This window comes from Micromonospora sp. SL1-18 (assembly GCF_047921505.1).
In the GTDB taxonomy this organism is placed as follows: domain Bacteria; phylum Actinomycetota; class Actinomycetes; order Mycobacteriales; family Micromonosporaceae; genus Micromonospora.
Map to the genome: position 1 here is coordinate 44,347 of NZ_JBLROA010000021.1, position 13,484 is coordinate 57,830.

Sequence of the window (13,484 nt, forward strand, 5' to 3'; positions counted from 1 at the left end):
CGCGAGCGGAGCGGTGGGCCGGGAGCGATCGAGGCGGCTTGTTGGGATAGCGGGTGGATCGACTCAAATGTCTGGATTGGCGCGGAGTGCGGGCTGTGCCGTCACAGTCACCGATGAGCAGGCACGATCCGGCCTAAGGCCGTGCGAGTATGGGCGACGTGACCCCGGCCAGCCTGCCCCCTATTGTGCTTGTACTCGGCGACGAGGACCTGCTCGCCACGCGCGCGGTCAGCGAAGCCGTCGCCAGGGTCCGCAGCGTCGACCCGGACGTGGACGTCCGCGACTACCAGGCGGGTTCACTGATGGTGGGCGAGATCGCCGAGATGCTCAGCCCGTCACTGTTCGGTGGGCGTCGGCTGCTCGTGCTCCGATCCGGCCAGGACGCCCGCAAGGACCTGGTCACCGCGCTGCTGGCGTACGCAAGGAATCCGGACCCCGACGTGCAGCTGGTGGTGCTGCACCTCGGCGGCGCGAAGGGAAAGGCATTCGCGGACGGGCTGCGCGCGGCGGGCGCGACAGTGGTGCCGGCAGCGAAGCTCAAGGGGCACCGGGAGCGGGTCGCCTTCGTGCGGGACGAGATCCGCCGCAGCGGGGGGAAGTGCACCGAGGACGCGGCCGAGGCGCTGATCGCCGCGGTCGGCACCGACCTGCGGGAGCTGGCTGCCGCCTGCTCGCAGCTCGTCGCCGACACCGACGGGCGGATCGGGGCGGACACGGTGGCCCGCTACTACCGGGGCCGGGTGGAGGTGAGCGGCTTCACCGTCGCCGACGCGACCATGGTCGGCGACGTCCCCGCCGCCCTGGAGGCGCTGCGTTGGGCGCTGCACGTCGGCGTCGATCCGGTGCCGATCGCCGACGCGCTCGCCGACGGCGTGCGTACGGTGGCCCGGGTCGCGTCCGCCGGGCGGGGCAGCCCGTATCAGCTGGCCAGCAGTCTGGGCATGCCGGCGTGGAAGATCGAGCGGGCCCAGCGGCAGAGCCGGGGCTGGACCCCGGAGGGCCTGGTCGAGGCGATGCGGGCGGCCGCCGAGTGCAACGCGGCCGTCAAGGGCGGCTCCGACGACCGGGCGTACGCGCTGGAACGGGCGGTGTTCTCCGTCGCAGCGGCCCGGCAGGGCGGGGCCCGGTGACCCGACCAGCCCGGTCCTGGGCGACCGTGCCGACCGACGAGGAGCGGTATCGCCCGCTCTACGCCCGGGTGCTCGGGCTACGGTTCGTCAACCCGGGCGGGGTGCTCTGCTTCCTCTTCTTCGAGGGGGCGGTGGCGCTCGCCGCGCTGCTCGCCCTCGCCGAGCTGGTCAGCTGGTGGGCGGTGCTGGTCCTGCCAGCCGTGGTGTCGGCGATGGTGAAGCTCAACGACCTGGTCGCCGAGGCGGTGATCCGCACCGCGGCCCAGGTGCCGGAGCAGGAGCGGGACCGCTTCCGCCGGCAGATCGAGCCGGTGGTCGGCCGGGCTCGGGTGCCCGGTACCGCGCGCGCCCTGCCCGGCGCGGCCCCCACCGGCGGCCCGGCGTTGCGGGCGGCCCGCCCCGGCGATCCGGTCGTGGTGCCGGAGGCCGAGCGCGGGCCGGACCGGCGGGAGGGCCGGTTTCGCTGACGAACCCGCTGGTCGCGCCCATCGCCGCCCGGCCGGCGTACGCCTTGGTGGTCTGCCGCGCGCCCGGCGCCGGCTTGAAGTGTGTCGCCTGGCGGGAGACCTGAGTGTCAGATACCGCTGAGGCATCTTGATGCCTCAGCGGTACACCGCTCGCGGAGGTTGCCGTCCCAGGAGCCGGGCCGGAAAAGGGGCCGGCGCAGGCAGCGGCCCCGAACGCCGAACAGCGACCCCGGAACGCCGACAGCCGGAAGCCCCGGGGTTGTCCCCCGGGGCTTCCGGTCGGGTCTGAGCGCTCTCGTCAGGCCGAGAACGAGGCGACGCGCTGGGCGATCGCCGACTTCCGGTTGGCCGCCTGGTTGGCGTGGATGACGCCCTTGCTGGCAGCCTTGTCCAGCTTGCGGGTGGCGTCCCGCATCAGGGTGGTGGCCAGCTCGGTGTCGCCAGCCTCGGCAGCCTCGTTGAACTTCCGGATGGCGGTCTTCAGCGACGACTTGACCGACTTGTTACGCAGCCGGCGCTTCTCGTTCTGCCGGTTGCGCTTGATCTGGGACTTGATGTTCGCCACGCGACAGCCTCGTCTTGATAGCTCGGGTTGGTCTGCTTTCGCGCACGACGAGCATGCGTCACCGTCGCGCGAAGAGTCAGGCTACCAGGTCGGCCGGGACGAGCCAAAACGACTCAGGCCGGGACGGGCCACGACGGCTGAATCTGGGGCGAAGCCAAACGGCTCACGCCTGGCCCCGCCGGGCGGCCGGCCAAACGGCTCATGCCCGCCAAACGGCTCACGTCCAGCCCCGCCGGGCGGCCAGCCAGCCGAGCGCCTGCTCGCCGCTCCACCGCTGGTGCGCCCGGATGTGCGGGGAGGCGGTCGACGGCCCGGTGGCGGCGCTGGTCAGGAGGTACCCGGACAGCGCCGCGAGGGTGACGTCCAGCGCGTCGGCCGGGGCGCCGGCCGACGCCGGGTGGGTGGCGAAGGCCACATCCGCGTCCAGGCCGCTGGCGTATCCGGTGATCAGCAGGCCGGCCAGGTCGAACCAGGCCGGCCCGTGGCAGAGCCAGTTCCAGTCGCAGATGAATGCCTGGCCAGTCGGGCCGATCAGCAGGTTGTCCAGCCGCAGGTCGCAGTGGGCCAGCCCGCCGTGCTCGGCGTACCCGGGCAGCCGGGACTCCAGCGCGACCAGCTCGACCAGCGGGACCCACGGCGGCACGTCGGGCGCCGGCTCGCGGCCGGCGGCCACCTCGCCCCACCAGAGAATGTCGTCGCGGGCCAGGTCGGCGAGGCGGGGCAGCCCGAGCGCCACCAGGTCCGCCGGCGGGTCGGCGAGCGCGGCGGCCACCTCGGCGTACGCGGCGAGGGCGGCGTCCAGCTCGGCCGCGTCCCACGGCAGCCGGGGCGTCCGCCCGTCGATCGCATCCAGGGCGAGCGCGTACCAGCCGGCCTCGGTCAGCGCCCAGCGCGGCCGGGGGACCGGCAGGCCGGCGGGGAGCCGGGCCAGGATCGCCGCTTCCCGAAAGTACCAGTCGACCAGGTGCCGCTGCGTGTCCAGCGCCGCCGCCTTCACGAAGACCCGGTGGCCGTCGGGGCCGGTCAACACCGCGGCGAAGCCCCGGGTGAAGCCGGCACCGGCCGACCGGACCGCCACCGGCGGCCCGCCGAGCCGGGCCGCGAGCGCCTCCCGCAGCCCGTCCGGCAGCTCCGCCCAGGCGGGGCGGACCGCCGTCGCGTCGTACGGCACCGGGGGCAGGGAGATCGGGCGCACCGACCCATGCTCCCGCACCGGCGCCACGCCCGGCGCGCGGTCGGGTGCCGGCCCGCTCTGCCAGACTGGCCAGCCATGAGGACCGACGACTTCTGGCAGCTGATCGACCGGGCCCGCGCCGGCGCCGGGGGCGAGCCCGAAGCGGTCGCCGCCGGCGCGGTCGCCCTGCTCGCCGAGCGGGACCCGGCGGAGATCGTCGGGTACGCCCACCACCAGCAGCGGGTGCTCGCCGCTTCCTACCAGGTCGACCTCTGGGGTGCGGCGTACCTGATCAACGGGGGCGCTTCCGACGACGGCTTCGAGTACTTCCGGGGCTGGCTGATGACCCAGGGCCGGGCGGTCTTCGCTCGGGCCGTCGCCGACCCGGACTCGCTCGCCGAACTGCCGCAGGTCCGGGCCGCCGCGCTCAGCGGCGAGGAGTTCGAGTGCGAGGACATGCTGGCGGTGCCGTGGGAGGCGTACCGGAAGGCGACCGCGGCCGACCTGCCGGCGGAGCGCGACCCGGTGCCGGTGCCCGACCTGAACGAGTTCTGGGACTTCGACGACGAGGAGGAGGCCACCCGCCGCCTGCCCCGGCTCGCCGCCCTCTTCGCCGAGCCACCGGAGGAGTGACGGGGGAGGATCGGCCTCCCGGGCGACGTGGGAGCATAGAGGGGGCCGGCGTCGCGCCGGCCCGCTCACGTCAGCCGACCAGAACGGACCGCTGTGCCACCGACGCTCGATCCCGGCGCGAACGCTCCTGGTGCCACCGACCCGGCGCGCATCAGGAACTTCTGCATCATCGCCCACATCGACCACGGGAAATCGACCCTGGCCGACCGGATGTTGCAGCTCACCGGCGTGGTCGACCCCCGGCAGATGCGCGCCCAGTACCTCGACCGGATGGACATCGAGCGCGAGCGCGGCATCACCATCAAGAGCCAGGCCGTCCGTATGCCGTGGACCATCCGGGAGGGTGACCGGGCCGGCGAGACCGCCGTGCTCAACATGATCGACACCCCGGGCCACGTGGACTTCACGTACGAGGTGTCCCGGTCCCTCGCGGCCTGCGAGGGCGCGATCCTGCTGGTCGACGCCGCCCAGGGCATTGAGGCGCAGACCCTGGCCAACCTCTACCTGGCCCTCGAGAACGACCTGCACATCATCCCGGTGCTCAACAAGATCGACCTGCCGGCCGCCCAGCCCGAGAAGTACGCCGAGGAACTCGCCCACCTGATCGGTGGCGACCCGGCCGACTGCATCAGGGTCTCCGGCAAGACCGGTGAGGGCGTGCCGTACCTGCTGGACGAGATCGTCCGGCAGTTCGTGCCGCCGGTCGGCGAGGCCGACGCCCCGGCCCGCGCGATGATCTTCGACTCGGTGTACGACGTCTACCGGGGCGTGGTCACCTACGTCCGGGTGATCGACGGCCGGATCGAGGCCCGCGACCGGATCAAGATGATGTCCACCGGCGCCGTGCACGAGCTGCTGGAGATCGGCGTCATCTCGCCGGAGATGGTGAAGGCCGGCGCGCTCGGCGTCGGCGAGGTGGGCTACCTGATCACCGGTGTGAAGGACGTGCGCCAGTCCCGGGTGGGTGACACGGTCACCATCAACACCCGGCCGGCGACCGAGGCGCTGGGTGGCTACAAGGACCCGAAGCCGATGGTCTACTCGGGCCTCTACCCGATCGACGGGTCCGACTACCCCAACCTCCGTGAGGCGCTGGACAAGCTCAAGCTCAACGACGCGGCGCTGACGTACGAGCCGGAGACCTCGGGCGCGCTCGGCTTCGGCTTCCGCTGCGGCTTCCTCGGCCTGCTGCACCTGGAGATCATCCGGGAGCGGCTGGAGCGGGAGTTCAACCTCGACCTCATCTCCACCGCGCCGAACGTGGTCTACCGGGCCATCCAGGAGGACGGCGAGGAGATCGTGGTCACCAACCCGAGCGAGTACCCGACCGGCAAGATCGCCGAGGTGTACGAGCCGACGGTCCGGGCCACCGTGCTCACCCCGAACGACTACGTCGGCGCGGTGATGGAGCTGTGCCAGGGCCGCCGGGGCAGCCTGCTCGGCATGGACTACCTGTCCGCGGACCGGGTGGAGCTGCGCTACACCCTTCCGCTGGCCGAGATCATCTTCGACTTCTTCGACCAGCTGAAGAGCCGCACCAAGGGGTACGCCTCGCTGGACTACGAGCCCTCCGGCGAGCAGGCGTCCGAGCTGGTCAAGGTGGACATCCTGCTGCACGGTGAGCCGGTGGACGCGTTCAGCGCCATCGTGCACAAGGATAAGGCGTACAACTACGGCACGACGATCGCCGCGAAGCTGCGCAGCCTGATCCCGCGCCAGCAGTTCGAGGTGCCCATCCAGGCCGCCATCGGCAGCCGGGTGATCGCCCGGGAGACGATCCGCGCCATCCGCAAGGACGTGCTCGCCAAGTGCTACGGCGGTGACATCAGCCGTAAGCGCAAGCTGCTGGAGAAGCAGAAGGAAGGCAAGAAGCGGATGAAGATGGTCGGCCGGGTGGAGGTTCCCCAGGAGGCCTTCATCGCCGCGCTCTCCTCCGACTCGGGGGACGGCAAGCCCGCCGGCAAGAAGTAGACCCCTCGCCCGTACGCCGACGCGCGGCCGGCGTCCCGCCACGGTGATCCGTACCCCGGGTCCCCGGCGGGGCACCGGCCGTTCCGCGTACCCGGCGCCGGGTCCGCGCATCGACGGTCGGCATCGGCCCCGCAGACGAATCGGTTTGGGTCTTCGGCGGTTCGGGAACGTACCGATCACGACAGGAACCACACGGAACGTGTGAAAATTCTTGGGAGGAGACGACCATGACCGTCACGGGCATCATCAGCGCGCTGATCGTTGGTCTGATCGTCGGCGCTCTGGGCCGCCTGGTCGTTCCGGGCCGCCAGAGCATGCCCATCTGGCTGCACATGCTGATCGGCGTGGGCGCCGCGTTGCTCGGCACCGTGCTTGCCCGGGCCCTCGGCATCGCGACCGAGACCGCCGGTGTCAGCTGGATGGAGTTGCTGGTCCAGGTGCTGCTGGCCGCCGTCGCCGTCGCCCTGGTGGCCGGTGTGGGTGGTCGGCGCAGCGTCTCGCGCTACTGAGGCGCACCCCCGAAGCGCCGTCAGCGGGGCACCCGACCGCCAGGTCGGGTGCCCCGGCCGTCGGCGTCCCTTCTCAAAGGGCGCGAGGTCGGCGCGCGGTGGACCGGGTCGAGGTGGTGCCGGGCCAGGTCAGGTCGCGGCGAAGACCTCCGCCAGCACCTGCGTCGGGGCGGCCCGGCCGCCCTTCACCTTGGCCCAGGTACCGTGCTCTGCGGTCCACTCCAGATCACCGAAGCGGACCAGCTTCACGCCGCGGTCGTCGGCGTGCGAGACCAACCAGTGCGCGTACCGCCAGCCGTTGCGGCTGTCCGTCGCCGGGACGGTGAAGCCGGTGAGGTCGGTTGGCGCGGCCAGGTCGGGCAGGCCCCAGTCCAGGGCCAGGCTCTCCACCAGGGCCGCCGCCGCGGCCGGGCCACGTGCGGCGGGCGTCGGCCCGACCGTGCAGGCCACCGCGCCGGTGGCGTCGCCAAGCAGCGCACGGGTGAGCACCTCGGAGTCGGCCGCCCACTTCTCGTACGCCTCGGGGTAGGCCGACCGCTGCACCCGCTGGGCCGCGTCGGTGACCCGCATCTTCTCCCAGCCGTTGACCTTCGTCAGCGTGGCATAGAACTTGTTCGCCGCGTAGCGCGGGTCCTGGACCTGCTCGGGGGTGCCCCAGCCCTGGCTCGGGCGCTGCTGGAACAGGCCCAGCGAGTCCCGGTCGCCGTGCGCGATGTTGCGCAGGTGCGACTCCTGGTACGCGGTCGCCAGCGCCACCACCACGGCCCGATCGGGCATCTGCCGCTGCGCGCCGATCGCCGCGATGGTGGCCGCGTTGGCCATCTGTTCGGCGCTGAGCACGACCCGCCCGTCGGCCTGAACGGTGCAGGTGCGGCTGGCCATCGGCAGCCTGAGGTGCTGCCCGAACTGCTTGGTGACGAACCAGATGCCGAGCAGGGCCAGCACGGCCACCACCACACCTGCTGCCACGATCGCAACCCGAGTTCGCACCCGCACCTCCTGTCCCAGCAGTCCGACCAGCGTACGTCTCCCGACGCGCGGTCCGGGTCGGCCGACCGGTCGCCTCCCGTGCGTCACCAGTCGGCCACCCACCGTGCCCGACCGTCCTGGCTCGCGGCCTCTCGTCTCCGGTCGTCCGGTCCTAGCTCGCGCCCTCTGCCGGACCGCCGTCCAGAGCGGCCACCCATCGTGCAGGTCGCTTCTCCCGGAACGCGGCCACGCCCTCCCGGCCCTCGTCGGAGAGGAAGTACCCGGTGGAGAGGACGGCCAAATCGTCGACCTCCGCCCGTAGTTCGGTGGCGGCCGGCCGGCGCAGCAGCTCCTTGGCGCCGGCGAGGGCCCTCGGCGCGCCCTTCACCAGCGAGGCGCAGTAGCGTGCCACCGCCTCGTCCAGGGCGTCCGCCGGCACGGCGGCCGTGACCAGGCCGATCTCGGCGGCCCGCCGGCCGTCGAAGGTGTCGCCGGTCAGGTACAGCTCGGCGGCGGCCCGGGGGTGCAGCCGGGGCAGCACGGTCGCCGAGATCACCGCCGGGATCACCCCGATCCGGACCTCGGTGAAGGCGAACGTCGCCTCCTCGGCGCAGACCGCCAGGTCGGCCGCGGCGATCAGCCCCAGCCCGCCGGCCCGGGCCGGCCCGGCCACCTTCGCCAGCACCGGCTTCGGGCACTCCCGGACCGCCACCAGCACGTCGCCGAGCATCCCGGCCGGCACCGTCCCGCTGGCGTACGTGGCGGCGGTCTCCTTCAGGTCCGCCCCGGAGCAGAAGACCGGCCCGGTGTGGTCCAGCACGACCGCCCGGACGGCGTCGTCGGCGACCGCGGCGGCCAGCCCGGCCAGCAGTTCGGTCATCAGCGGCGTGGAGAGCGCGTTGCGGTTGTGCGGGCTGTCGAGGGTGAGGGTGGTCACCCCACGGGCCGTGGCGACCCGCACGAGTGCGTCCGGAGAGGTCATGCCGGGCACACTAGTGGCCATGCCCGGCGTCCTTCCAGAAGGCGAACCCGTCCCGGTCGACGGGTCGCTGCCCGCTGCCGCCCTGCGTGCCGTCGGCGCGCGCGGCTTCGGGGTGTACGTGCACGTCCCGTTCTGCGCCAGCCGCTGCGGCTACTGCGACTTCAACACCTACACGGCCGCCGAGCTGGGCGGCGGGGCCAGCCGCGAGGCGTACGCGGAGACGGTGCTGGCCGAGCTGGCGCTCGCCGCCCGGGCGCTGGGCGACACCCCGCCGCCCCGGGTGGGCACCGTCTTCGTGGGCGGCGGCACGCCCACCCTGCTCCCGGCCGACGACCTGGCCCGGATCCTCGACGGGATCGACCGTACGTGGGGGTTGGCCGCCGATGCCGAGGTGACCACCGAGGCCAACCCCGAGTCGGTCACCCCCGAGTCGCTCAAGACGCTGCGGGCGGCCGGCTACACCCGGATCTCGCTGGGCATGCAGTCGGCCGCGCCCGGTGTGCTGGCGATCCTCGACCGGCAGCACAGCGCCGGGCGGGCCACCACAGCCGCACTGGAGGCGCGGGACGCTGGGTTCGACCACGTGAACCTGGACCTGATCTACGGCACGCCGGGGGAACGCGCCGAGGACTTCGCCGCCTCGCTGGAGCAGGTGGTGGCTGCGGGGGTGGACCATGTCAGCGCGTACGCCCTGATCGTGGAGGAGGGCACCCGGCTGGCCGCGCGGATGCGTCGCGGCGAGCTGGCGTACCCCTCCGACGACGTGGCGGCGGACCGCTACCTGGCCGCGGAGGCCGCCCTCGATGCGGCCGGTTTCTCCTGGTACGAGGTGTCCAACTGGGCCCGGACCGAGGCGGCCCGGTGCCGGCACAACCTGCTCTACTGGTGCGGCGGCGACTGGTGGGGCCTCGGCCCGGGGGCGCACAGCCACGTCGGTGGGGTGCGCTGGTGGAACGTCAAGCACCCCACCGCGTACGCCCAGCGCCTCGCCGCGGGGGAGTCGCCCGGCCTGGCCCGGGAGGTGCTCAGCCCCGACGAGGCGCACATGGAGGACGTGATGCTGCGGCTGCGGCTCGCCTCCGGCCTACCGCTGGACGTGCTGGACGACGCGGGCCGGGCCGGCGCGCAGCGGGCACTGGCCGACGGCCTGCTGACCGCCGACGGGTACGCGGCCGGCCGAGCTGTGCTCACCCTGCGCGGCCGGTTGCTGGCCGACGCGGTGGTCCGCGACCTGCTGCACTGAGCGATGCCGGACCCGGCCGACCCGGAGGCCGGCCGGGCGGGCGTCACTTGATCAGGCTCATGCTCGCCGGATAGCGGTAGAGCTGGCCCTCGTTGGCCTTGACCCCGGCGAGGACGCCGAACACCACCCCGAGGATGACGGCCGCGCCGACTCCGAGGAACCCGATCAGGATGCAGCTCAGGATCCAGCCGACCAGGCCCACGATCGACCACAGCAGCTGGAAGTTGAGCGCCGCGACCGCGTGCTGACGCACGGTCGGCGACTGGTTGCCCCGGGCCAGCATCGACACCAGGGGCGGGAGCCAACCCAGCACCCCGGCGCTGACGAACATCGCCGCCGCGCCGCCGAAGTGCGCGATCAGGGCCCAGGTCTTGTCCTCGTTGTTGGCGTAGCCTGCGGGCGGCCCGTAGCCGCCGGGCGGCGGGTACCCGCCCGGAGGCGGATAGCCGCCGGGCGGGGGATAGCCGCCCTCGCCGGGCGTACCGGACAGTGGTGGGGTGGGGTCCCCCGGTTCGGGAGGGCGAGGTGGTTCAGTCATGGAGGTCACGGTAGGTCCAGGTCGCAACAACGCGCCAGAGCGACACCGTCCCGGATGTCCGACTGTTCGGCCATGACGAAGTCTGCGGTGGGCCGCACCGGAGGTCTGTTGCTGATCATCGCGTCGGTGGGTACGCCGACGTAGACTGGCACTCGCTACAGTCGAGTGCCAGATGCTCGGTCAGGAGGTGGGGACGTGGGTCTCGACGACCGCAAGCTCGCCGTGCTCCGTGCGATCGTCGAAGACTACGTCGCCACCCAGGAGCCGGTCGGCAGCAAGGCCCTGGTCGAGCGCCACCAGCTGGGCGTCTCCCCGGCCACGGTACGCAACGACATGGCCGTCCTGGAGGACGAGGGCTACATCCGGCAGCCGCACACCAGCGCCGGCCGGGTGCCCACCGACCGCGGCTACCGACTCTTCGTCGACCGGCTCTCCCGGGTCAAGCCGCTCAGCCCGGCCGAGCGCCGGGCTATCGAGCGCTTCCTGGTCGGCGCGGTCGACCTGGACGACGTGGTGCACCGTACGGTCCGGTTGCTGGCCCAGCTCACCCGGCAGGTCGCTGTGGTGCAGTACCCCAGCCTGGCCCGGTCCAGGGTGCGCCACCTGGAGCTGGTGCCGATCTCCACCACCCGGCTGATGGTGGTCATGATCGCCGACACCGGCCGGGTCGAGCAGCGGCTGGTCGAAATGCCCGCCCCGATCCCGGCCGACGACGTCATCGACCTGCGCCGGCTGGTCAACGAGAAGCTGGTCGGCACTCGACTGTCGGAGACCCCGCCCCTGGTCCAGGCGCTGGTGGACGAGTCCTCGACGCGGCTGCGCCCGGCCATGGCCACGCTCTCCAGTGTGCTGTTGGAGACGCTGGTCGAGCGGCACGAGGAGCGCCTCGCACTGGCTGGCACGGCCAACCTCACCCGCGGTGGCCTGCTGGATTTTCAGGGCTCGCTGCGGCCCATCCTCGAGGCGCTCGAGGAGGAGGTCGTGCTGCTCAAGCTCATCGGTGAGGCCGAGCCGAGCACCACCCGGGTGCTGATCGGCGACGAGAACGAGGTCGACAACCTGCGCGCCGCCTCGGTGGTCAGCACCGGGTACGGCCCCGGGAGCACAATCGTCGGCGGTCTGGGTGTGCTCGGGCCGACCCGGATGGACTACCCCGGCACCATCGCCACAGTGAGGGCCGTGGCACGCTACGTGGGCGAGCTGCTGGCCCAGAATTGACCAGTCAGGTCCGACGGCGGCCCCCGGCCGACGACCGGCGCAACGCGAGACGAACATGAGGACACCTAACGCAGTGGCCAGGGACTACTACGGCATTCTCGGCGTGGGCCGGGACGCCTCCGACGACGAGATCAAGCGCGCCTACCGCAAGCTGGCGCGGCAGTACCACCCGGATGTCAATCCGGACCCGGAGGCACAGGAGAAGTTCAAGGAGATCAACGCCGCGTACGAGGTCCTCTCGGACGACCGGAAACGGCAGATCGTCGACCTGGGCGGCGACCCGCTGGCCCCGGGCGGCGGGGGCGCCGGGCCGGGTGGCCCGGGCGGCGGCCCGTTCGTCGGGTTCCAGGACATCATGGACGCGTTCTTCGGCGGTGCCGCCGGCGCTGCGCGCGGGCCGCGTCCGCGTACCCGGCCGGGTGCCGACGCGATCCTGCGGCTGGAGCTGGACCTCAACGAGACCGCGTTCGGCGTCGAGGCCCCGATCACGGTCGACACCGCCATGCCCTGCACCACCTGTTCCGGTGCGGGGACCGCGGCCGGCACCCACCTCGCGACCTGCGAGGCGTGCGGTGGGCGGGGCGAGGTGCAGTCGGTGCAGCGGACCTTCCTCGGCCAGGTGGTCTCGGCCCGGCCGTGCACGGTCTGCCAGGGCTACGGCACCACCATCCCGCACCCCTGCCCGACCTGTGCCGGTGACGGCCGGGTGCGGACCCGTCGCTCGCTCACCGTCAAGATCCCCGCTGGCGTCGAGGACGGCATGCGGATCCGGCTGGCCCAGCAGGGCGAGGTCGGTCCGGGCGGCGGCACGGCCGGCGACCTCTACGTGGAGATCCACGAGCGGCCGCACGACGTCTACTCGCGCAAGGGCGACGACCTGCACTGCCGGGTCACCGTGCCGATGACCGCCGCCGCGCTCGGCACCCGGCTGACCATCAAGACGCTGGACAGCGAGGAGACGGTCGACGTCAAGCCGGGCACCCAGCCGGGCAGCACGCTGCGGTTGCGCGCCCGGGGCGTACCGCACCTGCGCGGCACCGGCCGGGGCGACCTCTACGTCCACCTGGACGTCCGTACCCCGACGAAGCTCGACGTCGACCAGGAGCGGATGCTGCGCGACTTCGCCAAGACCCGGGGCGAGGAGGTCGCCGAGCTGACCAAGCAGGGCGGCTTCTTCTCCCGGATGCGCGACGCCTTCAACGGGCACGCCTAGCGTGTCGGCGCCGCTGTTCCTGGTCGAGGCGCTGCCCACTGGCGACACCCTGACCCTCGACGGTCCGGAGGGGCACCACGCCGCCACCGTGCAGCGGCTGCGCGTCGGCGAGGAGATGCTGCTCGCCGACGGTCGGGGCGGCACGGCCGGCGCGGTGGTCACCGCCGTCGGCCGGGGCACCCTCGACCTGGCGGTCACCTCCCGGGGGTACGTCGACGCGTCCGTCCCCCGGCTCGTCGTGGTGCAGGGCATCGCCAAGGGCGATCGGGGCGAGCTGGCCGTGCAGGCGATGACCGAGGTCGGGGTGGACGAGATCGTCCCGTGGGCGGCGTCCCGCTCGGTGGTGCAGTGGCGCGGCGACCGGGGCGTACGGGCCCGGGAGAAGTGGGCGGCCACCGCCCGCGAGGCGGCCAAACAGGCCCGCCGGGCCTGGCTGCCGGTGGTGGCCGGCACGCCCGACGAGTCCACCTCGACGGTGGCCCGGCGGACCGCCGGGGCGGCTGCGGCGTTCGTATTGCACGAGGAGGCCGAGGAGCGGCTGACCACCGCCGAGCTGCCGGAGACCGGCGAGCTCGTGCTGGTGGTCGGCCCGGAGGGCGGCATCGCCCCGCCGGAGCTGTCCGCCTTCCGCGAGGCCGGTGCGCGTACCGTCCGGCTCGGTCCTTCGGTGCTGCGCACCTCCACCGCCGGCGTCGCTGCCCTCAGCGTCCTCGCCGCCCGCCTCGGCCGCTGGTAACCCCGCGGCTCCGGGCCCGCCACCTGCCTGGCCTGCTGCGGCTCTGCCCGGTCGTGGGCCGGCCCGGTCGCGACCCGGCCGTGGCGGCCGGCAGGAGCGCGGCGCGGGCGTGGCTGCGGCCGTCGAGCGCCGGCCT

14 protein-coding genes are annotated in these 13,484 nt (G+C 73.1%); 9 read left to right on the forward strand and 5 right to left on the reverse strand.

What is annotated here, in order from left to right; translation table 11 throughout:
- Positions 1–149 precede the first annotated feature (149 nt).
- Positions 150–1,130, forward strand: coding sequence for a DNA polymerase III subunit delta (gene holA, locus ACNAW0_RS12970; protein WP_416288064.1), 981 nt, complete (start codon positions 150–152; stop codon positions 1,128–1,130).
- Positions 1,127–1,597 carry a hypothetical protein gene (locus tag ACNAW0_RS12975; RefSeq protein ID WP_416288065.1) on the forward strand — a complete coding sequence of 157 codons (471 nt, stop codon included), beginning with the start codon at positions 1,127–1,129 and terminating at the stop codon, positions 1,595–1,597. The genes holA and ACNAW0_RS12975 overlap by 4 nt, the downstream gene beginning before the upstream one ends.
- Before the next feature lie 298 nt (positions 1,598–1,895).
- Here ACNAW0_RS12975 and rpsT read toward each other — a convergent pair whose 3' ends face one another.
- The gene (rpsT, locus tag ACNAW0_RS12980) at positions 1,896–2,162 is read right to left on the reverse strand and encodes a 30S ribosomal protein S20 (RefSeq protein WP_416288066.1); all 267 of its coding nucleotides are present in this window, start codon (positions 2,160–2,162) and stop codon (positions 1,896–1,898) included.
- Between the two features lie 217 nt (positions 2,163–2,379).
- Complete coding sequence (locus tag ACNAW0_RS12985; protein WP_416288067.1) at positions 2,380–3,357, reverse strand: aminoglycoside phosphotransferase family protein; 978 nt, start codon at positions 3,355–3,357, stop codon at positions 2,380–2,382.
- A gap of 75 nt (positions 3,358–3,432) precedes the next feature.
- Here ACNAW0_RS12985 and ACNAW0_RS12990 point away from each other — a divergent pair, with 75 nt between their 5' ends.
- The 3 genes from ACNAW0_RS12990 (at position 3,433) to ACNAW0_RS13000 (ending at position 6,449) form a co-directional block, all read left to right on the forward strand.
- The gene (locus ACNAW0_RS12990) at positions 3,433–3,969 is read left to right on the forward strand and encodes a DUF4240 domain-containing protein (RefSeq protein ID WP_416288068.1); all 537 of its coding nucleotides are present in this window, start codon (positions 3,433–3,435) and stop codon (positions 3,967–3,969) included.
- A 93-nt stretch (positions 3,970–4,062) separates the two neighbouring features.
- A complete protein-coding gene (gene lepA / locus ACNAW0_RS12995; protein ID WP_416288069.1) occupies positions 4,063–5,940 on the forward strand; it encodes a translation elongation factor 4 in 1,878 nt (625 codons plus the stop codon).
- 227 nt (positions 5,941–6,167) lie between these two features.
- The gene (locus ACNAW0_RS13000; RefSeq protein WP_416288070.1) at positions 6,168–6,449 is read left to right on the forward strand and encodes a GlsB/YeaQ/YmgE family stress response membrane protein; all 282 of its coding nucleotides are present in this window, start codon (positions 6,168–6,170) and stop codon (positions 6,447–6,449) included.
- A gap of 129 nt (positions 6,450–6,578) precedes the next feature.
- On the opposite strand, the gene ACNAW0_RS13005 is transcribed toward ACNAW0_RS13000, so the two are convergent.
- Positions 6,579–7,445: a hypothetical protein gene (locus tag ACNAW0_RS13005; protein ID WP_416288071.1), complete on the reverse strand. Its 867-nt coding sequence runs from the start codon at positions 7,443–7,445 to the stop codon at positions 6,579–6,581.
- Between the two features lie 145 nt (positions 7,446–7,590).
- The gene (locus ACNAW0_RS13010; protein ID WP_416288072.1) at positions 7,591–8,400 is read right to left on the reverse strand and encodes an enoyl-CoA hydratase-related protein; all 810 of its coding nucleotides are present in this window, start codon (positions 8,398–8,400) and stop codon (positions 7,591–7,593) included.
- Positions 8,401–8,419: 19 nt separating this feature from the next.
- Between ACNAW0_RS13010 and hemW the strand changes: the two genes are divergently transcribed.
- A complete protein-coding gene (gene hemW, locus ACNAW0_RS13015; protein ID WP_416288073.1) occupies positions 8,420–9,643 on the forward strand; it encodes a radical SAM family heme chaperone HemW in 1,224 nt (407 codons plus the stop codon).
- Positions 9,644–9,686: 43 nt separating this feature from the next.
- Here the strand turns inward: hemW and ACNAW0_RS13020 are convergent, their stop codons facing one another.
- Positions 9,687–10,181, reverse strand: coding sequence for a DUF4870 domain-containing protein (locus ACNAW0_RS13020; protein WP_416288074.1), 495 nt, complete (start codon positions 10,179–10,181; stop codon positions 9,687–9,689).
- 195 nt (positions 10,182–10,376) lie between these two features.
- On the opposite strand from ACNAW0_RS13020, the gene hrcA reads away from it, so the two are divergent.
- The 3 genes from hrcA (at position 10,377) to ACNAW0_RS13035 (ending at position 13,348) form a co-directional block, all read left to right on the forward strand.
- Positions 10,377–11,399: a heat-inducible transcriptional repressor HrcA gene (gene hrcA / locus ACNAW0_RS13025; RefSeq protein WP_416288075.1), complete on the forward strand. Its 1,023-nt coding sequence runs from the start codon at positions 10,377–10,379 to the stop codon at positions 11,397–11,399.
- A gap of 73 nt (positions 11,400–11,472) precedes the next feature.
- Positions 11,473–12,612 carry a molecular chaperone DnaJ gene (dnaJ, locus tag ACNAW0_RS13030; RefSeq protein WP_416288116.1) on the forward strand — a complete coding sequence of 380 codons (1,140 nt, stop codon included), beginning with the start codon at positions 11,473–11,475 and terminating at the stop codon, positions 12,610–12,612.
- Position 12,613: 1 nt separating this feature from the next.
- On the forward strand, positions 12,614–13,348 hold the full coding sequence (locus ACNAW0_RS13035) for a 16S rRNA (uracil(1498)-N(3))-methyltransferase (protein WP_416288076.1): 735 nt from the start codon (positions 12,614–12,616) through the stop codon (positions 13,346–13,348).
- Positions 13,349–13,484 lie beyond the last annotated feature (136 nt).